General features: G+C 63.7%; 18 protein-coding genes and 1 other RNA gene. 9 read left to right on the top strand and 10 right to left on the bottom strand.

The features are described from left to right. Positions 1-52: 52 nt before the first annotated feature. A complete protein-coding gene (gene pepP / locus HUS66_RS14400) occupies positions 53-1,390 on the bottom strand; it encodes a Xaa-Pro aminopeptidase (RefSeq protein ID WP_175071719.1) in 1,338 nt (445 codons plus the stop codon). 20 nt (positions 1,391-1,410) lie between these two features. Further along, a complete protein-coding gene (locus tag HUS66_RS14395; RefSeq protein WP_175071718.1) occupies positions 1,411-1,986 on the bottom strand; it encodes a UPF0149 family protein in 576 nt (191 codons plus the stop codon). 141 nt (positions 1,987-2,127) lie between these two features. On the opposite strand from HUS66_RS14395, the gene HUS66_RS14390 reads away from it, so the two are divergent. From HUS66_RS14390 to HUS66_RS14380, 3 genes are all read left to right on the top strand, one after another. Further along, positions 2,128-2,427, top strand: coding sequence for a cell division protein ZapA (locus HUS66_RS14390; RefSeq protein WP_175071716.1), 300 nt, complete (start codon positions 2,128-2,130; stop codon positions 2,425-2,427). A 45-nt stretch (positions 2,428-2,472) separates the two neighbouring features. Then, positions 2,473-2,657, top strand: a non-coding RNA gene (gene ssrS / locus HUS66_RS14385) — 6S RNA. Between the two features lie 33 nt (positions 2,658-2,690). After that, positions 2,691-3,371, top strand: coding sequence for a 5-formyltetrahydrofolate cyclo-ligase (locus tag HUS66_RS14380; RefSeq protein ID WP_175071714.1), 681 nt, complete (start codon positions 2,691-2,693; stop codon positions 3,369-3,371). A 670-nt stretch (positions 3,372-4,041) separates the two neighbouring features. Here the strand turns inward: HUS66_RS14380 and ilvA are convergent. Beyond that, on the bottom strand, positions 4,042-5,556 hold the full coding sequence (ilvA, locus tag HUS66_RS14375; RefSeq protein ID WP_175071712.1) for a threonine ammonia-lyase, biosynthetic: 1,515 nt from the start codon (positions 5,554-5,556) through the stop codon (positions 4,042-4,044). A gap of 191 nt (positions 5,557-5,747) precedes the next feature. Here ilvA and rpiA point away from each other — a divergent pair, with 191 nt between their 5' ends. Further along, positions 5,748-6,428 carry a ribose-5-phosphate isomerase RpiA gene (rpiA, locus tag HUS66_RS14370; RefSeq protein WP_175071710.1) on the top strand — a complete coding sequence of 227 codons (681 nt, stop codon included), beginning with the start codon at positions 5,748-5,750 and terminating at the stop codon, positions 6,426-6,428. Positions 6,429-6,436: 8 nt separating this feature from the next. Here rpiA and waaA read toward each other — a convergent pair whose 3' ends face one another. The 3 genes from waaA to HUS66_RS14355 are packed head-to-tail and all read right to left on the bottom strand — an operon-like array spanning position 6,437 to position 10,249. Beyond that, positions 6,437-7,756: a lipid IV(A) 3-deoxy-D-manno-octulosonic acid transferase gene (gene waaA, locus HUS66_RS14365; protein WP_175071708.1), complete on the bottom strand. Its 1,320-nt coding sequence runs from the start codon at positions 7,754-7,756 to the stop codon at positions 6,437-6,439. Beyond that, positions 7,756-9,186 carry a bifunctional D-glycero-beta-D-manno-heptose-7-phosphate kinase/D-glycero-beta-D-manno-heptose 1-phosphate adenylyltransferase HldE gene (hldE, locus tag HUS66_RS14360; RefSeq protein WP_175071706.1) on the bottom strand — a complete coding sequence of 477 codons (1,431 nt, stop codon included), beginning with the start codon at positions 9,184-9,186 and terminating at the stop codon, positions 7,756-7,758. The genes waaA and hldE overlap by 1 nt, the downstream gene beginning before the upstream one ends. Then, complete coding sequence (locus tag HUS66_RS14355) at positions 9,176-10,249, bottom strand: glycosyltransferase family 9 protein (RefSeq protein ID WP_175071705.1); 1,074 nt, start codon at positions 10,247-10,249, stop codon at positions 9,176-9,178. Before HUS66_RS14355 ends, hldE begins: the two co-directional genes overlap by 11 nt. Here HUS66_RS14355 and HUS66_RS14350 point away from each other — a divergent pair. Next, complete coding sequence (locus tag HUS66_RS14350; RefSeq protein WP_175071703.1) at positions 10,248-11,027, top strand: 3-deoxy-D-manno-octulosonic acid kinase; 780 nt, start codon at positions 10,248-10,250, stop codon at positions 11,025-11,027. The genes HUS66_RS14355 and HUS66_RS14350 overlap by 2 nt on opposite strands. Here the strand turns inward: HUS66_RS14350 and HUS66_RS14345 are convergent. Continuing rightward, entirely contained in the window at positions 11,003-11,992 is a 990-nt protein-coding gene (locus HUS66_RS14345; protein WP_254628846.1) for a glycosyl transferase family 90, read from the bottom strand. The two genes, HUS66_RS14350 and HUS66_RS14345, sit on opposite strands and share 25 nt — an antisense overlap. A 115-nt stretch (positions 11,993-12,107) precedes the next feature. Beyond that, positions 12,108-13,142 carry a glycosyltransferase family 4 protein gene (locus HUS66_RS14340; protein WP_254628845.1) on the bottom strand — a complete coding sequence of 345 codons (1,035 nt, stop codon included), beginning with the start codon at positions 13,140-13,142 and terminating at the stop codon, positions 12,108-12,110. 264 nt (positions 13,143-13,406) lie between these two features. On the opposite strand from HUS66_RS14340, the gene HUS66_RS14335 reads away from it, so the two are divergent. Next, entirely contained in the window at positions 13,407-14,171 is a 765-nt protein-coding gene (locus HUS66_RS14335; protein WP_175071697.1) for a glycosyltransferase family 2 protein, read from the top strand. On the opposite strand, the gene waaF is transcribed toward HUS66_RS14335, so the two are convergent. Further along, positions 14,155-15,195: a lipopolysaccharide heptosyltransferase II gene (gene waaF, locus HUS66_RS14330; protein ID WP_175071695.1), complete on the bottom strand. Its 1,041-nt coding sequence runs from the start codon at positions 15,193-15,195 to the stop codon at positions 14,155-14,157. The genes HUS66_RS14335 and waaF overlap by 17 nt on opposite strands. Further along, complete coding sequence (gene rfaD / locus HUS66_RS14325) at positions 15,188-16,144, bottom strand: ADP-glyceromanno-heptose 6-epimerase (RefSeq protein ID WP_175071694.1); 957 nt, start codon at positions 16,142-16,144, stop codon at positions 15,188-15,190. The genes waaF and rfaD overlap by 8 nt, the downstream gene beginning before the upstream one ends. A gap of 117 nt (positions 16,145-16,261) precedes the next feature. Between rfaD and glyQ the strand changes: the two genes are divergently transcribed. Genes glyQ through gmhB form a run of 3 tightly spaced genes read left to right on the top strand, consistent with a single transcriptional unit; the run spans position 16,262 to position 20,153 of the window. Continuing rightward, entirely contained in the window at positions 16,262-17,209 is a 948-nt protein-coding gene (gene glyQ, locus HUS66_RS14320) for a glycine--tRNA ligase subunit alpha (RefSeq protein ID WP_175071692.1), read from the top strand. 3 nt (positions 17,210-17,212) lie between these two features. After that, positions 17,213-19,279: a glycine--tRNA ligase subunit beta gene (gene glyS / locus HUS66_RS14315; RefSeq protein WP_175071690.1), complete on the top strand. Its 2,067-nt coding sequence runs from the start codon at positions 17,213-17,215 to the stop codon at positions 19,277-19,279. Beyond that, positions 19,248-20,153 carry a D-glycero-beta-D-manno-heptose 1,7-bisphosphate 7-phosphatase gene (gene gmhB, locus HUS66_RS18030; protein WP_340162764.1) on the top strand — a complete coding sequence of 302 codons (906 nt, stop codon included), beginning with the start codon at positions 19,248-19,250 and terminating at the stop codon, positions 20,151-20,153. The genes glyS and gmhB overlap by 32 nt, the downstream gene beginning before the upstream one ends. Positions 20,154-20,159 lie beyond the last annotated feature (6 nt).

Here is a 20,159-nt window from a genome sequence, read left to right as displayed (position 1 = left end):
TCACGCCTTTACGTAATTTACGTAAGGCAGTCTCATCGACCGTTCGCGTTGATCATTCCTTGGCCATCAGGGCTTCGATCTCGGCCACCCGCTTAGGCACGCCGGCGGTCAGCACTTCGTGCCCCTCAGCGGTCACCGCCACATCGTCTTCGATGCGAATGCCGATGCCGCGGAAGGGCGCGGGAATGTCCTCTTCGTCGGGAATATAGAGGCCGGGCTCCACCGTCAGCACCATGCCCGGCACCAGCGGGCGCGGCTCGCCATCGCGGCGATAGCTGCCCACGTCGTGCACATCCAGGCCCAGCCAGTGGGAGGTGGAATGCAGATAAAAGCGCTTATAGCGTTCTTCGCTGATCACCGTCTCCAAATCACCGTCGAGCAGGCCAAGTTCCAACAGCCCACGGGACAGGTCGCGCACCACGCCCTGGTGGATCGCGGCCAGGGTAGCGCCGGGCGTCACCGCCTCGATGGCGCGCTCTTGGGCCGCCAGCACGATGTCGTAAAGCTGGCGCTGAGGACTTGAGAAACAACCGCTAACGGGGAAGGTGCGAGTGATGTCGCCAGCGTAAAGATCAAACTCGGCGCCGGCATCGATCAACACCAGTTCACCGGCCTCAAGCGGGTCACGGTTCTCAATGTAGTGCAGCACGCAAGCGTTGGCACCGCCACCCACGATGCTGTCGTAGGCCGGGCCCTGGGCGCCCTGCCAGCGGAACTCGTGCTCGAGCTCTGCCTGCAGGTGATACTCGTTGAGGCCTGGGCGGGCGGTACGCATGGCGCGAACATGCGCCTTGGCCGAGACCTTGCCGGCATGGCGAAGCAGGGCGAGCTCGGCTTCGCTCTTGATCAGGCGCTGCTCGTGCAGCAGCGGGGCCAGGTCGGCCAAGGCCTGCGGGGCGGTGGCACCGCGCCGGGCGCGCCCCTTGAGCTCGCTGCGCACCTCATCGGCAAGCGCCAGGCTATCGGCATCGTCGAGCAGCAGGTAGAGCGTCTCGCGACCGTCGATCAGCTCGGCAAGATGCTCGACCCGCACCGGATTCTCGAAGGCCTCGTCGATGGCAAAGTGGGCCAGGGCACCCTCGATGCCCAGGCGAACGCCGGTCCAGGCCTCGATGGCCGGATTGCGCTCCTGGCAGAACAGCACGCTTTCCCCGGCCTCACGGCCGGGGAGCAGCAACAGCAGGGCATCCGGCTCGGGGAAACCGGTCAGGTAGTGGAAATCGCTGCGCTGACGAAAGGGGTAGTCGCTATCATTGCTGCGTGTCGTCAGGCTGGCGGCAGGCAACAACACGGCACTCTGCGAGGGGAGGGCGGCCATCAGGGCTTGGCAGCGCTGGCGATACTCGTCCCGTTCGATGGCGGCCGGGCGGGGAAGTAATTCGGGTGACATCTCGGCTCCTGAGGTGGGGTTCACTGTTGTGGGGCGTCAGCCTCTTCGACCTGCGGCTGGCCGGGATGTTGCTCGGTATAGAGCAGCATGGCCGCCATGCGGGCGTGCTCGGTGAGCGCGAAGAGGTCGTTCTCGTTCTCGCTGCTATCGTCCAGGTCGACCTCGATTGCCGCCAGCGCCTGCAGATCGTCCAGCGCTTCACGCAGATTGGCCGACCAGGCGTTGCGGGTCTCGGTGTCGACGGCCTGCACCAGCTCGAGGAAGCCCAGTGTCCACTCTTGCAGGCCCTGGGCGCGCTCGGCCAGGGAGAAGAGGTCATCGGGCAGCAACGGCTCGTAGTTAAGCTCCGCAGCGGACAGGGCATCTAGGGCCTGGCGGCGCCAGCCCAGCAGCACCTCGGCGCTTTCCTGGTCCCGGGGCTGCTCGATGCCGAAGGTCGCGCACAGCTCGTCGAGCCAGGCCTCGGCGGTCAGGTCATGGAGCGCCAGGGCGCCAGCCAGTCGCCCATCCTGGAAGGCCGGGGACTGCATGCTGCCGTGCATCAGGAAGACATCGGCGACGGTGGAAAAGTCGAGGCGATCGTTGATTAGGGACATGAAGCACTCTTGGATCGGGCCGGCGCGGCGGCCGGCTAATATGGCTTGCGTTGACCGCTCGTGAGCGGCTCTCTTATAGTGAATCGATATCTTTCATAGTAACGCATCGGGCCCGTCGCTGGCCCGGTCTGGAGCCCACCGATGACCGATGACGCCCGTCGCACTGCCGACATCACTCTTTTGGGCCGCAGCTACGTCATCGCCTGCCCGCCGGATGAGCAGGACCAGCTCGACCGCGCCGCCCGCTATCTGGATCGCGCCATGCATGGCATCCACTCCCAGTCCAAGGTGCTCGGCACCGAGAAAACCGCCATCATGGCGGCGCTGAACATCACCAATGAACTCTTGCAGATGATCGACGAGCGCAAGGCCGACGAGGAGAGCCTCAACCGCCTCAACGAACGTCTCGAACGTGCGCTGGATGCTGGCAAGGGCGACTGAACAATCTGCGCTTTGGCGCTTAGCCCCGCTCTGGTAGGATGAGGGCGTTCCCTGGAATGTACGCCAGTCGTTACAGTCCCTCGAGCCTATGCGCATTACCCAGGGGGCCAAATGCTAGACAGACCCGTGTGCATGTCCGCGCGACGGAAAGCCTGACGGTCTGTCTGCGGCCACCCACCTTGAACCAATGGGTTCAAGGGCCAGAACGACAGCGGCATTCTGGGGAACCTCGATATCCGCCGCCCGCCGTGAGCTCGTACGCCATGCCTCATGCGCCCTTATCTGATACGCCCCTCTCGCGTGATACCCATCACGACGAGCAAGCTCACGAACCGACAGTCGCCGATACGCCCAGGCAACGCCGTGAGCTGCGCCGTACCCTGCGCCGCCGTCGTCGCTCGCTAACGCCAAGACAGCAACGCCAGGCCGCCAAGGCTCTGTGCCACCGCCTGCGTGGGCTGCCGGAGTTGCGTCGCGCCAAACGCGTGGCGCTCTATCTGCCCAACGATGCCGAGATCGATCCCCAGCCGCTGATCGCCTGGCTCGAGCGCCGTGGAGCAGAGGTTTATCTGCCGGTACTGGCACCGCTGACACACAACCGGTTGTGGTTCGTGCGCTATCACGCAGGAACACCAATGGTCACCAACCGCTTCGGCATCCGCGAACCCGATACCCGGCACGGCGCCCATCGTGCCCGACGCCTGCCCGCCTGGGCGCTGCAACTGGTGTTGATGCCGCTGGTCGGCTTCGATGACCAGGGACAGCGTCTGGGCATGGGCGGGGGCTTCTACGATAGAAGCTTCGCCTTCACGCGCCAGCGCGGCCCGCGTCCCCGGCTGATCGGTCTGGCCCATGACTGCCAACGCGTACCGACGCTGCCGGTGGCGAGCTGGGACGTGCCTCTGGACGCTATCGTAAGCGACGCCCGAGTGCTGCGGCCCTAAGGACACCTCGTCAGGCCAGCACCTTCGCGAACCTCAGGCCGCGCAAAGAACTCCCGAACCGGCGCTAACCCTCCCGCCAACCTCAGGCCATCAAAAAAAGACCGGCCGCTGCCTGAAGGAGGCAGCGGCCGGTCTTTTCCCTAACCCGCTTTTAGCACGCACCGGTCACGCGAGGGAGCCGTCGGTGCGCGTCGGAGGGACAGAATAGGGGTATTCACAGTCGGTATGGCGTGGTTCGGGCTGTACGAGCCTAATGAAAAGCGCTCTGGTCAAGAAACCTCATCACATGAGCCCTAGCTGACTGAGTTCAAAAAGGCCTGAGAAGATCGGGTGGACCTTGCGATGCAAGCCACAGGGTGGCGCCTCTCGCGTCACCAGAGGCTCAGCGAAGTATCAGCTACCGACCAGGGCCTGAGCGTAACCGGTGGCGACCACTCCGAGACCGAAGACCAGCACCAACGCCATGACCAGATCGGGCTTGCGTTTCATTTCCAACTCCGTGTTGTCGTAACAAAAGATGAGAGCGTCGTCTGACTAACGACGTGTATGACTATAAGGCTAAGCCTAAAGAATGACAATTACCTTAATAGCCAAAACACATGATAAAACGCCTACCACCTCTAAGGCTAGCCGTTAGTCAACGCTTACCTACTATTACGATTACGGGCCATCAGGCCATGAACAGTCTATAGGCCGGGTTATGGGTTTCTTTCCAGTACCGATAACCGATGGCGTCGAAATACTCCTCCACGTGAGAGCGATCGTCGCTGGGCATCTGCATACCAACCAGCACCCGGCCATAGGCCGCACCATGGTTGCGGTAGTGAAACAGCGAAATGTTCCAATCGGCCGGCAGATGCGTCAGGAAGTTCATCAAGGCCCCGGGGCGTTCCGGGAACTCGAAGCGATAGACTTCCTCTTCGAACTGCTCTTTGGGCCGGCCACCACCCAGGTGACGAATATGCAACTTGGCCATCTCGTCATCTGTGAGATCAACCACCGGATAACCCTCGTCGCGCAGCTTGCCGATCACCGCCTGGCGATCCTCGCCGCCCGGCTTGACCTGCACACCGACGAAGATATGCGCGGCGTCGGGGTCGGCATAGCGATAGTTGAACTCGGTGACCATGCGCTTGCCGATGGCCTTGCAGAAGCGCTTGAAGCTGCCTGGCCGCTCGGGGATGGTCACCGCCAGAATGGCCTCGCGCTGCTCGCCAAGTTCGGTACGCTCGGCGATATGCTGCAGGCGATCGAAGTTGGTATTGGCGCCGGAGTTGATGCACAAAAGCGTCTCGCCCTCGGCGCCGTCACGCTGGATGTACTTCTTGAGGCCGGCAAGCGACAGGGCGCCTGAGGTCTCGGCAACCGCCCGGGTATCTTCGAAGATATCCTTGACCGCGGCACACATCTCATCGGCGTTGACGGTGATGATCTCATCGATCAGGTCCCTGGCAATGGCGAAGGGCACTTCACCGGCCTGAGCCACCGCGACGCCTTCGGCAAAGACGCCGACTTGATCCAGCACCACTCGCTCGCCAGCGTCCAGGGCGGCCTTGAAGCTGGCGCTGTCCTCGGATTCGACCCCGATGACCTTGACCTCGGGGCGCAGGTACTTGATGTAGGCGGCCACGCCGGCAATCAGGCCACCGCCACCCACCGGCACGAATACCGCATCCAGGCGACCGCTGTGCTGGCGCAGGATTTCCACGCCGATGGTGCCCTGACCCGCGACCACGTCGATATCGTCGAAGGGCGGAATGTAGGTATAGCCGTGCTCGGCGATCAGCTCCTGTGCATGGGCGGCGGCGGCGGCAAAGGCGTCACCCTTGAGGATGACCTTGGCACCCCGGGCGCGCACCGCCTGGACCTTAATTTCCGGGGTGATGCGCGGCATCACGATCACCGCCTTGACGCCCATCAGTTTGGCCGCCAGCGCCAGCCCCTGAGCATGGTTGCCCGCCGAGGCGGCAATCACGCCCTTGGCCTTCTGCTCGTCGGACAGCTGGGCCATCTTGTTGTAGGCGCCGCGTATCTTGAAGGAGTAGACCGGCTGGAGGTCTTCACGCTTGATCAGAATCTGGTTGTGCAGACGCTTGGAAAGGATGGTGGCCGCTGAAATCGGCGTTTCCCGTGCAGCTTCGTAGACCCGGGCGGTAAGTATCTTCTTGACGGTTTCTTCGAGCATCCTGATATCCCAAGGGCGTCGGCATGACCCAAGGCCATGCGGCCAACGCATGCGTGGCAAAACATCTATTGGTAGCAGACCCGCTACCGTGGCGTCCAGCGCCTTCGATACCGAGGCAGGGGACCATCAACACGGCCGTGTAACTGGCCTATAATCGCGGCGCATCTTCCGCCAATCCCAAGCGAGCTCTCATGACCCAAGACGAACTGAAGGATGCGGTGGCCGCCGCTGCCATCGAGGAAATTCGCCCGTTGCTCGGCAGCGAGGTGATCATCGGCGTCGGCACCGGCTCTACCGCCGACCGTTTCATCGACCGTCTGGCCGCTCTGCGCGACGACTTCAAGGCCGCCGTGGCCAGCTCCGAAGCGACCGCCAAGCGCTTGAAATCCCACGGCATCGACGTGGTCGAGATGAATTTCGCCGGCACGGTGCCGGTATACGTGGACGGCGCCGACGAGATCAATCCGCGCCTTGAGATGATCAAGGGGGGCGGGGCGGCCCTGACCCGCGAAAAGATCGTGGCCGCCTGCGCCCAACGCTTCGTCTGCATTGCCGATGCCTCAAAGCAGGTAGACGTGCTGGGCGACTTCCCGCTGCCGGTGGAGGTGATCCCCATGGCCCGTTCCTACGTGGCCAGGGAACTCATGAGGCTCGGTGCCACGCCGGTCTATCGTGAAGGCGTGGTGACCGATAACGGCAACCAGATCCTCGACTGCTATGAGTTCATGATCGAGGACCCGGTGGCCATGGAGGCCCGCATCAACGCCATCGTCGGCGTGGTCACCAACGGCCTGTTCGCCGCTCGCGGTGCCGATGTGCTGCTGCTGGGCGGCCCCCAGGGCGTGAAGCGCATCGAAAAAGACAACGCATAAGTAAGCGCCTACTTCGCCTCTATCATCCTCTCCAGGCCTTCCAGGGTGCGGGAGAGCGCGCCCCGGTTGGCGGCCACCACCTGCCACCCCGCCTCGCCGAGGCGGGCTCGAGCCGCCGGGTCGTCGATCAGCGTACCCAAGACCTTGGCAAGCGCCTCGGCATCGGCGACTTCGGTGAGCGCCCCGGCCTCACGCAGGATCGCGGCGACATCGCTGAAATTCTCAAGCGACGGCCCGGTGACCACCGGCACTCTCCGAACCGCGGGCTCGAGCAGATTGTGCCCACCGATGGGTACTAGGCTGCCGCCCACGAAGGCGACATCCGCCGCCCCATAGCAGGTCGAGAGTTCACCCATGGTATCGGCGAGATAGACGCTGGTGTCGTGGCCGGGGCGCTCATTTTTTGATCGACGCGCTAGCCGCATGCCCTGGGCCGTACACAGCGCGGCCACGTCATCGAAGCGCTGGGGATGACGGGGGACCAGGATCAACAGCGCATCGCCATGCCTCTCGCGCAGGCGTCGATGGGCGGCGAGAAGTTGCTCATCCTCGCCCGGATGCGTCGAGCCGGCGACCCAGATCGGTCGCTCGCCAAGCCAAGTATGCAAGCGCTCACTACCGTCTGAATCCTCGTCAGAGGTGCTGATATCGAATTTAAGCGAACCCACTACGCTGGTGTACGCATCGGCCATGCCCAGCAACCGGTAGCGTTCGGCATCCTGGGCGGACTTGGCGGCCAGCCAATCGACATGGGCCAGTGCATCCGCCATCAAGGGGCGAATCTTCAGGTAGCGCGCGAAGGCAAGGGGCGACAGGCGGCCGTTGACCACCGCCACCGGCACGCCCCGCCGGTGGCAGGCGGCAAGCAGGTTGGGCCATAGCTCGGTCTCGAAGAAGATCGCCTGCACCGGGGCAAGCCGGGCGACGAAGCGTCGCGCGGCGCCGGGGAAATCCAGCGGCACGAAGTGATGACTCACTATCGCGCCAGCGCCTTTTCCATTCAGGGTGTCGGCCAGGGCTTGAACCCGGTCGGCGCCGGTCGCTGTCATGGTGGTGACCACCAACCGGTGGCCGGGTCGCGCAGCGGCCAGCGCCTCGATCAGCGGACGCGCCGCCAGCACCTCGCCCACCGAGGCGCAGTGCAGCCAGGTCACGGGGCGCTTGCGGTGACTATCCGCGGCGGTGCCCGCAGAGGGAGGGGGAATCAGCCCGAGGCGCTCGCGCCGAGGGTGAGTGAGCGCCTGCTCACGCCATACCCGGCGCCAGATAAGCGGCGAGAGGGCATAGAGCGCCGCCGAATAGAGGCAGCGCGGCCAGCAGGCAAACATCAGCGCTCCCGATCGAGAATGGTCGAGATCATCGCCGTGGTAGAGACGCCGTCTTCGAAGTCGAGCACCCGCACCTCGCCACCGTTGGCGATTACCGCCTCGCCGCCGGCAATATCGGCAGGCTGATAGTCACCGCCCTTGACCAGCACGTCGGGCAGCACGGTCTCGATCAGCGACGCCGGGGTGTCTTCGCTGAAGGGCACCACCCAGTCCACGGCACCGAGGCCTGCGAGCACTTGCATGCGCCGCTTAAGAGGGTTGATCGGCCGGGTCGGCCCCTTGAGGCGCGCGATTGAAGCATCGTCGTTGACTGCCACGATCAGCCGATCACCGAGAAGGCGAGCCTGCTCCAGGTAGGCCACGTGGCCGGCGTGCAGAATGTCGAAGCAGCCATTGGTCATCACCACCTTCTCGCCGCGGGCCTGGGCGGCGCGCACCGCTTCGACCAGCGGCGCGGCCTCGATGAGGCCGAACTCGGCGAGCTTGTCGCCGTGCAGCGCCGTGTAAAGCTCTGCGATCGAGAGGGTCGCGGTGCCGGGTTTGGCCACCACCAGGCCGGCGGCCAGGTTGGAAAGCGTCATGGCTTCGGGGAAGCCGTGCCCGGCGGCCAGCGCCAACCCCAGCACGCCGATCACGGTATCGCCGGCGCCGGTGACGTCATAGACCTCGCGGGCCCGGGTGGGCAGGTGAAGAGGGGCATGATCAGCGCGGATCAGGGTCATGCCCTTCTCGCTACGGGTGATCAACAGCGCCTCCAGGTCGAGCTCGTCCCGCAGTGCCTCACCCTTGGCGGCCAGTTCCTCGTCGGTTCGGCAAGGGCCCGCCACGGCCTCGAATTCGGTCAGGTTGGGGGTGACCACGCTGGCCCCACGATAGCGGCGGAAATCGCTGCCCTTAGGATCGACCAGCACCCGCTTGCCAGCATCGCGCACCATCTGAATCAGCGACTCGACGCGATTCAGGGTGCCCTTGCCGTAATCGGAGAGGATCACCAGATCGGCGTCACCGAGCTGTGCCGCGACCCGGTCATGCAGGTCCTGGGTATCCACCTCGTCCAGCGCCTGCTCGAAATCCAGACGGATCAGCTGCTGATTGCGGCTCATGACCCTGAGCTTGGCAATCGTCGGAATCTCAGGGCTACGCTGAAAGTGAGTACTCACTCCAGAATCCTCGAGCCGATGAGTCAGCAGGTTGGCATTCTCATCGTCACCGACCAGACCCGCCAGGGCGGCGTGGGCACCCAATGAGGCGATATTGAGCGCCACGTTGGCAGCCCCGCCGGGGCGGTCTTCGCCGTCGTTGACCTTGACCACGGGGACCGGCGCCTCCGGAGAGATCCGCGAGGTGCCGCCGTGCCAGTAGCGATCGAGCATCACATCGCCGACTACCAGCAGACGGGCCTGTTCGAGAGCAGTCAGATCAAACTTCATCGCGGGACTCCATGAGTAGAGCGTCGAGGTGAGCGATCACGTCATCGGCATGGATCAAGGACATGGCATCGGGGTGACGTACACGGGTGCCCCAGACGATTTCGTCAGGCGACTTGTGCAGGTAAGCGCGCACGGCCTCGGGATAGCGATTGACGACATGCTCGCGCCAGCGATAGGGAGCGGCACGCTCGGGGTTGGTGGTGGCATAGAGCCCCACGGTCGGCGTATTCAGGGCGTTGGCCATATGCACCGGACCGGAGTCCGGCGCGACGACGGCACGTGCCGCGTCGATCAGTGCCAGCAACCCTTTTAGCGAGGTACCGCCGATGGCGTCGATCACCGCACCCTCCGAGCACAACGCCTGAATGCGGGCGCCCATCTCGCGCTCCTGGGTGCTGCCGCCACCGCTCATCACCGTCGCCAGGCCGTGACGGCTCCACAGGTGTTCGATCACTGCGGCATAGCCCTCGGCGGACCAGTTGCGGAAGTTGCGCAGCCGCGGATTGGCGCAGGGGCTGATCAGCACATAATCCTGCTCGCCGCTGACCTGGCGCGCCTCGCGACGGGCCTCATCGGGAATCGCCAGATCCCATTCAGGCGTCAGATCCTTGACACCGAGCTCGCGGGCGAAGTCCATGAATGACTCGAGCACATGGGCACGCGGATGCGGGGCCAACTGATGCTGAGTGAACCAGTGCTGCCAGTCCTTGGCGCGAGCCTTGTCGTAGCCGATACGCACCTTGGAGCGCAGCCCCAGCGACAGCACGCTGGCACGCAGCGACTGCTGCATGTGCAGCAGCGCATCGAAGCGGGTGTCCTTGAGCATGCGCCATATCTCGCGCATGCCGGCAAGGCCGGTCGACTTGTCGTAAACCACGAACTCGACCCCGGACAGGCCCGACAGTAAACTGTGCTCCGCCTTACCGACGATCCAGGTAATGCGCGCGCCCGGCCACTGTCGCTGCAGGGCACGCACGGTCGGCACCAGGTTACAGACATCGCCCAGGGCCGAGAGCCTAAGCACGCATAGGTGCGTGGGGTGGACGGGCAGAGGATGCTTCATGCAGTTGGCAACGTTCCAGAAAGACAGGGCCCTCATTCTATATGATGCGGGGCGTTTTTGTGACGGGGGAAAACCGGCACAGGGCCGCGAGACTGCCACCAAGCATGCTACGGCCAGCGACCACCTGGCGTCACCTATACCCTTGGAGCCACGCTGGTTCTGCCCGGACTATTGGCGTGCGCATGGCACCGTGACCGGCGAGGCGCCCGGTCGGGGGGCGAGCCTCTTCTTGGAGGCACCCGACCGACCGGACGAGCAATGGGTGCTACGCCCCTACCGGCGCGGCGGCCTGATCGCCCGCGTCAACGACTCAAGCTACCTGTGGACCGGGCGCGAGGGAACCCGCGCCTTTCGTGAGCTGCGTCTGACCGCTGCCCTCCATGCCAAGGGGTTGCCGGTGCCTCGCCCCGTGGCTGCCGGCGTCTGGCGACGCGGCCTCGCCTATCAGGCCGCCTTGATCACCGTGCGACTGACCGGGGCTCGCGCCTTGGCCGACTGCCTGACGAGCGCTGACGCTGCGCTGCTCGAACGGGTCGGCGTTACCATTCGCCGCTTTCATGACGCCGGCCTCGATCATGTCGACCTCAATGCCCGGAACCTGCTGATCGGCCCGCAGGGCGAGGTATTCATGATCGACCTGGACCGCTGCCGCCTGCGGGCTCCGGGGCGCTGGCAAGCCGGCAACCTGGCACGACTCGAACGCTCTCTCGAGAAGTTCGCCTCAGCGGCGGCAGTGCCCGCCATCCTCGCCGGTTACCACGGCAATACCGATGCCTGACCCGAGCGGGCGAAGTACTTGTCCATCACCAGCAGGCTGACCAGACGCTCGCGCCGCTTGTCCTCGAACTGCGCCACATAAGCGTTGGCGTTGGCGATGATGCGCTTGGCCTCATCGGGGTGTTCCCGGTAGTGAGCCATCTTTTCATCGAGATCGCCATAGTCGTCGGCGAGCTGCACATAGTGCTGACCGGGAATCAACCGTCCCTCCATGAACCAGGTCTCAAAGCGCGGCGCGGCCATGAAACACAGGGAATTCGAGGCCATGACCCACTTCAGGTTGGTCGCCACATCCTTGCCTTCGATGCTCAGCACGAACTTGTACTGAAGCTGCTCCTCGATGCTCATGAAGGGCCGGTGATAGGGCTGACCCTGCGAGCAGCGACGTACATCGCCCACGTCGCATAGCGGGTGATCGTGGAAGCGTTCGACGAAAGCCTTGCGGTGCGCCCGATGGCAGGCGCCGCGCCATACCAGCCGGTCCTCCTTGGCCTCGAAAGGCGTGCAGTCGGGAACGACGTAGTAATGGCGCACGCTATTAAGCTTGAGCAGCACCGAATGCTGATTGTCATCGCTCACCGGCCGGCTCTTCAGGAAGGTGGGTCGCTCTGGCACCTCACGAATATCGCCGAAGAGATGGCGAAAGCGTAGGTGCCGGGGAAAGAAACGCAGATAGCGCAGCAGATCGAGGTAGTAAGCCCAGCTGCCGTCGCGGCTGAAGTCGCCAATCGTGGTGGCTTTGCCGCCTGGCTCAAAGGCCGAGGCGCAGCGGTTATAGTAGGCGACCCGCGCCTCGACCTCCTGCCGCGACGCCTCATCGAGGGCTTCGAGCTCGGCCAGGATACTCGCCAAGCGCCACCTCTGTATGGCGGCCGGCACCACCAGCCCCGCCGCATGCCTGGCATAGAAACGAAATTTGTGCGCGTTCTTGTGCAGCTGCGCCAGTAGCGTCTTCATCCGGGCCATCACTTTGCCATTGCGGCCGGCAAGCGTCCTCAGTGGGGCCGCTTGCGCCAGTGTCTAAAGGCGTCCATGCGTCTTGTCGTCTCATCGCCGCCACCGGTCCTGTGGCCGTGTCATGCTATATCACGTCCCGATAGAGCCGCCAATAAGCCTCGGCCATGGCCTTGGGCGTATAGCGACCGAGCTGTGCACTCGCACCGTCGACCAACCGCTGGGCCAAGGCGGGCTCATCATGCAACCGGGCAATGGCGGTCGCCAGGGCCTCGGCATCGCCGGGTGGCACCAGCAGCCCGGTGTCGTTATCGCGGACGATGTCGGGGATGCCGCCGACCCGCGAGGCCACGATCGGCACCCTGGCATCCATCACATCCAGCAGCACCGAGCCCAGCCCTTCGTTGCGTGAGGGAAACGCGAAGAGATCGAGCCCCGGCAGGTAGTCACCGATATTGTCCTTGAAGCCCATGAAGGTAACGTTACCAAGGTCAGCCGCCTCGGCCTCTAGCACTTTGGCATCCTCACCTTGACCGAAGAACAGCACCTGCAGGTCAGGCCGAGCCTCCTCTAGGCGCCGGGCGGCAGCGACCAACACCCGCTGGCCCTTGTGGCGATCGACCAGGGCACCAACATGCCCGACCAGATATTTGCCCGGGAAGTCGGCATGCAGGGCCTTGGCCCCGGCCGGATCGGCCTTGATTCCAGACAGGGCGCTGGGAATCAGCGCCACCTCGCCCCAGTCACGCGCCTCGAGCTGGCGCTTGATCAGCGACGAGATCGCCACTCGCCGTGCGGCGCCGCGATAGAAGAGGCGATTGCTGAGCTTGTTTTTGACCGGCGCATCGACCCGACGTGTCAGCAGGTAAGGGACGCCATGCCGCCAGCGGTGCAGGCCCGCCCAGTGCACCGCCTTGGCATCGTGGGCATGCACGACATCGGCGCCCAGGCGTCCCGCCTGCGCGTGGCCCGCAAGCTGGTGGTCGGCATCGATAAAGGCAAGCCCAGGCACCTCGGCAAGACGGTCACGCAGCGGCGAATCTCGTCGGCAGGCTAGCCATTGTCTTGCGCCCTGGCGAACGGCCAGGGCGCGAATCAGCAGTTCGGTCTGACGCTCGCCGCCACGGAACCCCTTGGCCAGATTGACATGGATGATCTTCAACAATGGCTCCCACTGAAAACAGGCTGACTCGGGGCGAAGGCTGGACGCCGCGGAGTGACTCATACAATGCAGTGGTGCGGGCAAATGGCCCGCCCCGGTCACAGCGGGGTACTATACCCCTTTGCACGACGAGGCTTAAGGCACTGAACGGACAGGCACCCAGCAGGGTCGCTGTGGCGACCTAGCCGCCCAGTACCAAGCATTGCTCGCGGCCTGGTTCGACGCCACCATGCCCACCGCACTCGCACAACAAGAGATCGCACCATGACGCCGATTACCGGAGTGGTCATCACTCTCAACGAAGAACGACAGATCGCTGAATGCATCCGCTCACTGTTTCGGGTCTGTGACGAGGTCATCGTGGTGGATTCGCTCAGCCAGGATGACACCGTCAGGATCGCCGAGGCCGAAGGCGCCCGGGTGATCGAACAGGCTTACCTGGGCGACGGGCCGCAGAAGGCCTTTGGCGTGCCCTACGCAAGCCATGATTGGATCCTGGCCCTGGATGCCGATGAGCGGCTCGACGACGATGCCGTTACCTGCATCCAGTCGCTAGGCCTCACTGACCCCTCCACGGCCTATGCGTTTCGGCGCAAGAACTACGTCGGACACCACTGGATTCGGGCGGCCGGGTTCTATCCCGACTCGGTGGCACGGCTATACAACCGTACTCAGGCCGGCTACGAGCCCAAGAAGGGCCATGCCGCCGTCAAGGCCCCCAAGGTCGAGCCTACCGGCGCCCACCTGCACCACTTCACCTATCATGATCTCAAGCACTGGATCGAGCGCATCAATCAGCTGTCATCACGAGATGCCTGGGCGATGAAGGATCGCGGCGTGCCCGCCTCGAACTGGGCGCCAGCATTGCATGCCCTGACCGCCACCCTGCGCAAGTTGATCCTCAAGGGCGGTATCTTCCAGGGCAGCGATGGCATGACGGTAGCGATGACCACCGCCTTCAGAGCCTATATGAAGTACGCCAAGCTCAATGAGCTCTACGAGAACGAACGGGTCAACCGGCAGGCGTAAGCACCTGGGGCGAGGCGGGCAGGATCGACGCCAACATGCGCTCGGGAGAGATATCCTTGAGGCAGTTGGTGTGGCCAAGCGGGCACTCCCGGGCAAAACACGGCGAGCAGGACAGCGCCAGATAGTGAATGCGCGCGTTACTGGTCAGCGGCGGCGTGTACTCGGGCGACGAGGAGCCATAAATGGCATGCACCCGAGTGCCGACCGCGGAGGCCACGTGCATCAGCCCTGAGTCGTTGGTCACCACCTGCTCGCAGTCGGCGAGCAGGTCAACGGCATCGGCCAGCCGCGTGCGCCCGCACAGATTATGGGCATGAGGCAGCCCCGCGCAGATCACCTCACCGGCGGTGGCATCCTTGTCTCCCCCCAAGACCCGAACCTCGTAGCCCTCGGCCACCAGCTTTTCCGCCAGCGAATGAAAGTGCTCGAGGGGCCACTGCTTGGCAGGGCCATATTCGGCCCCGGGCATCATGCCGATGGCCGGGCGCGATGACAGCTGATGCGTGAGCCTGAGCTCGACCAGATTGTCCGGGTCCACGGCGAGGCGGGGGCGTGGAATGGCAAATTTCCCGCCAGCCGCTTCCTGCTCGGGTAGCCCCAGAGAGACGAAGCGCTTGACGGTCTGGTCGAGCACCGTCTTGTCCAGGTGGCGCCGCTCGTTGAGCAGCCACAATCGCTGCTCGCCGGTAAAGCCTCGGCGCTTGGGAATGCGTGCCAGGAAAGGCACCATCGCCGACTTCCAGGAGCGTGGCAGCACGATGGCCCGATCGAAGCGCCCCTTGAGACGACGTGCCAGCTCACGGCGAGCGGCGAAACCGAACTCCCCGTGACCCACCTCCAATGCCAGCGCCTCGTCGACCTCCGCCATGCGCTCGAGGATCGGCAGCGACCAGCCTGGAGCGACCACGCCCACCGTGCAGCCGGGATGGCGCGCCTTGAGCGTCATCAGAAGGCTCTGGGCCATCACCATGTCTCCGACCCAGGACGGCCCCACTACCAGAATCCGCTCGCCGGCGTTAGCCATTCAGCCACTCCAGATACTCGCGCACGCCCTCGGCGACGGTCTTGAACTCGGCAGTATAGCCGGCCTCGCGCAGACGCGTGATATCGGCGCGGGTATAGCTCTGATAGCGCCCCTTGAGCTCATCCGGAAAGTCGATGAAATCGATCTGCCCTTTGCCGTAGTAGTCGATTGCGGTATCGGCGATCGCCTTGAAGGGTTCGGCCCGGCCGGTCCCCAGATTGAAGATTCCCGAACGCTCCGGGTTGTCGAGGAACCACAGGTTCACCTTCACCACGTCGCCGACGTAGACGAAATCGCGGCTCTGCATGCCGGCCTCATAGCCGTCCCAGGCGCCGAAAAGCTTGGGATTCTGCCCAGCCTGCACCTGGGTGTGGTGGTGGTAGGCCACACTGGCCATCTTGCCCTTGTGCTGCTCTCGGGGCCCGTAGACGTTGAAGTAGCGAAAGCCTACCACCTGGCTGTTGAAGGTATCCCAGCGCGCCCGCACATACTGATCGAACAGCAGCTTGGAGTAGCCGTAAACGTTGAGCGGCTTCTCGTGCTCAGGGGCCTCGAAGAATACCTCGCTGCCGCCATAGGTCGCCGCCGAGGAGGCATACAGGAAGGGAATGCCCTTGGCCTGGCAGAAGTGGAGCAGCACCTTCGAGTACTCGAAGTTGTTTTCCATCATGAAGCGCCCATCCCACTCGGTGGTGTCTGAGCAGGCGCCCTCGTGAAAGATCGCTTCGATCTCCGGTAGCCCGGCGTCATCGCCGCGCAGCGAGGCCTCGACGCGCATCAGGAAGTCATCCTTGTCGAGATAGTCCCCCAGCGTGCAGTCGGCCAGATTGACGAACTTGGTGCCGTCGGAAAGATCATCCACCACCAGCACGTCTTGCCGGCCGCGGGCATTCAGTGCCTTGACCAGATTGGCGCCGATAAAGCCGGCGCCGCCTGTGACTACGATCATCGTCAACTCCCCATCATGTCCGGCACGCGGCTCAATCCGTCCACGCGCCTATATCCGATTAACCTCTGATTGTATACTTGGCAGTTCTTGAATTCATGGGCCAACGGTGCTTCACCAATGACACAGTCGACGCCAGACGTGAAAACCTTCCAGGGCCTGATCCTCGCCCTGCAGCAATATTGGGCCGAACAGGGCTGCGCCATCATGCAGCCGCTGGATATGGAAGTCGGTGCCGGTACCTTCCACCCCGCCACCTTCCTGCGCTCCATCGGCCCGGAAACCTGGAACGCCGCCTACGTTCAGCCTTCGCGCCGACCGACAGACGGCCGCTACGGCGAGAACCCCAACCGCCTGCAGCATTACTACCAGTTCCAGGTCGTCATGAAGCCGTCGCCGGCTAACTTCCAGGCCCTCTATCTCGGCTCGCTCGAGCGTCTCGGCATCGACCCGCTGGTCCATGACATCCGCTTCGTCGAAGACAACTGGGAATCGCCGACCCTGGGCGCCTGGGGCCTGGGCTGGGAAATGTGGCTAAACGGCATGGAGGTGACCCAGTTCACCTACTTCCAACAGGCCGGCGGCATTGAATGCTATCCAGTGACCGGCGAGCTGACCTACGGCCTCGAGCGCATCGCCATGTACCTGCAGGACGTCGACAGCGTCTATGACCTGGTCTGGACCATCGCGCCGGACGGCACGACTGTCACCTATGGCGATGTCTTCCTGCAGAATGAACGAGAGCAGTCGGCCTACAACTTCGAACACGCCGACGTGCCGGCCCTGTTCGACGCCTTCGATTATCAGGAACGCGAGTGCAGCAAGCTGCTCGAGGCCGGCCTACCGCTGCCGGCCTATGAGATGGTGCTCAAGGCCTCCCACACCTTCAACCTGCTCGATGCCCGGCATGCGATCTCGGTCACCGAGCGCCAGCGCTTTATCCTGCGTGTCCGCACCATGGCCCGCGACGTGGCCCATGCTTATTACGAATCGCGCAAGGCCGCTGGCTTCCCGATGGCCCCGGACGCCCTGAAACGCGAACTGCTAGCCGAACAAGGAGACGCCTGAGCCATGGCCACCGATACCTTTCTGATCGAACTCGGCGTCGAGGAACTGCCACCGAGCGCCATCGACAGTCTCTCCGATGCCCTGGCCAAGAGCCTGCGCCAAGGCCTCACCGAGGCTGAAGTACCCTTCGCCGAGGTGCGTGCCTATGGCACACCGCGCCGCCTCGCCGTGCAGATCGACGCCCTGGCCGACAAGCAGCCAGATCGCGAGATCGAACGCCGAGGCCCGGCGCTGGCTGCCGCCTTCAAGGACGGCGTAGCCACCAAGGCTGCCGAAGGTTTCGCCCGCTCCTGCGGCGTCAGCGTCGATGATCTCATCCATCTCGAAACCTCCAAGGGCACCTGGCTCGGCTACCGCGAACAGCAACAGGGTGAGGCCGTTACCGCCCTGCTGCCGGCGATCATTGCCAAGGCTATCGACGGCCTGCCGGTACCCAAGAACATGCGCTGGGGCAGCTCGCGTATCGAGTTCTCCCGCCCGGTGCATTGGCTGGTGATGCTTTATGGCCGCGAGGTCGTCGAGGCCAAGGTGCTGGGCCTGGATGCCGGCCGCACCACCTATGGACATCGCTTTCACGCCCCTGAGGCGATTGCGCTGGCCCATGCCGATGACTATCTCAGCGCCCTGGAAGAGGCCTATGTACTCGCCGACCGCGACCGTCGTCGCGAACGCATCCGCGAACAGGTACTGGCCGAAGCCGAGTGTCTAGATGCCGAAGCGGTGATCGATGAGGACCTGCTGATCGAAGTCAGCGGCCTGGTGGAATGGCCGGTGGCCCTCACCGGCAGCTTCGACGAGCGCTTCCTGGAAGTACCGCCGGAGTGCCTCATTTCTTCTATGAAGGCCAACCAGAAGTACTTCCACCTGCTGGATGTCGACGGCCGCCTCAAGCCACTGTTCATCACTATCGCCAATATCGAAAGCCGTGACCCGCAGCAGGTGATCGAAGGCAACGAGAAGGTGATCCGGCCTCGCTTGGCCGACGCGGCCTTTTTCTACGACATCGATCGCAAGACGCCGTTAGCGGCGCGCCGCGAGGGGCTTGGCAATGTCGTCTTCCAGCAGCAACTGGGCACCCTGGCCGACAAGGCTACCCGCAGCGTAGCAGTGGCGAGCTTCATCGCCGAACGCATCGGCGGCAATGCCGAGCATGCACAGCGCGCCACCCAGCTCGCCAAATGTGACCTGGTCACCGAAATGGTGCTGGAGTTCCCCGAACTGCAGGGCATCATGGGCTGCTACTACGCCCGCCAGGATGGTGAAGCCGAGGAAGTCGCCCAGGCTCTCTACGAGCAGTACCTGCCGCGTTTTGCCAGCGATGTGATTCCCCAGACCCGTACCGGCCAAGCGTTGGCGCTGGCTGATCGACTCGACACCCTTACCGGCATCTTCGGTATCGGCGCGCGTCCCACCGGCGCCAAGGATCCCTTCGCCCTGCGCCGCGCCGCCATCGGCGTGCTGAACATCCTGATCAAGGGCGAGCTGGATCTGGACCTGCGCGAATTGCTCGAGCTGGCCGCGGCCCAGCATTCGGACCTACCCAAGGCCGACGGGCTCGTCGATGACGTCTTCGACTACATGCTCGACCGTTTCCGCGCCTGGACCCAGGATGAAGGCATCGCCGTCGAGGTGTATCTCGCCGTACGCGCGCGTCCTGTCACCAAACCGCTGGACTTCGCGCGCCGCGTGCAGGCCGTGCATGCCTTCAGCCAGCGAGAGGAAGCTGCCGCCCTGGCTGCAGCCAACAAGCGAGTGGCCAATATCCTGGCTAAACAGGACCACGACGGCTCGACTCACGTCGACACTCACCTGCTGGCGGAACCCGCAGAACACGCCCTGGCGGAGGCGCTGGAAGCGCGCCGTGTCGCCGTGACGCCTCTGTTCGCTGAGGCTCGCTATGCCGAGGCACTGGATGCGCTGTCCAGTCTGCGTGAGCCGGTCGACCGTTTCTTCGATGAAGTGATGGTGATGGCCGATGACGATGATGTTCGCCGCAACCGCCTGGCGCTGCTAGCCAACTTGCAGGCTCTCTTCCTAGGTGTGGCCGATATCGCCGAGCTACAGCAATAAAAGCCTGGAGTTCCACGTGAAACAAAAAGCCCGACAAATATGTCGGGTTTTTTATGCCACCTGTCATCCTCTTGCCTCAGCTCTACGCCGTGTTTCACGTGGAACATTCCTTCCTGCTATGCGAGAGGTATTGCATCCCTCAGTTGTTCCATGTGAAACACCCACCTACACTAAACGTCTGAGCCTACCCACTGAGACACCCATCATGCCCATTGCACCAAAACTTGTGATTCTCGATCGTGATGGCGTCATCAACCAGGACTCCGACCAGTACATAAAATCCCTCGACGAGTGGGTGCCCTACCCCAGCGCCATCGATGCCATCGCATGGCTGAGTCGCAACGGCTGGACAGTGGCGGTTGCCACCAACCAGTCAGGCGTCGCTAGGGGATATTTCGACGAGAGGGTCGTCGACGCGATTCATGCCCGGCTGAATGCCCTAGTAGAAGGCGCCGGCGGCAAGATCGAACAAATCGTCTACTGCCCACATGAACCCGCTGACAACTGCCATTGTCGTAAGCCCAAAGCGGGGCTGCTGGAAACGATTCGCGACCGCCTCGGCCTAGCAGACCTTGCGCGCAGCTGGATGGTCGGAGACAGTCTGCGCGACCTCCAGGCAGGAGAAGCTATTGGCTGTCGTAGCGCACTGGTGCGAACAGGCAAGGGACGTGATACCGAGGCTAAGGGAGAAGGATTGCAGCATGCCCGCGTCTTCGATGACCTAGCCACCTTCGTGGGATGGCTGATCAACGACGCTCAGGCGGACAGTCTCGATTCCAGCCCACCTGCTGGCACCCCGGATGCCGCCATGGATGAAGGCGCCAGCCTAGCTGCTACCCGGACATCACCACTGAACCATCCACCCGCCTCCTGACGGCTC

The organism is Onishia taeanensis, assembly GCF_013349955.1.
GTDB lineage: Bacteria > Pseudomonadota > Gammaproteobacteria > Pseudomonadales > Halomonadaceae > Onishia > Onishia taeanensis_B.
This window is presented reverse-complemented; position numbering and strand designations above follow the sequence as displayed.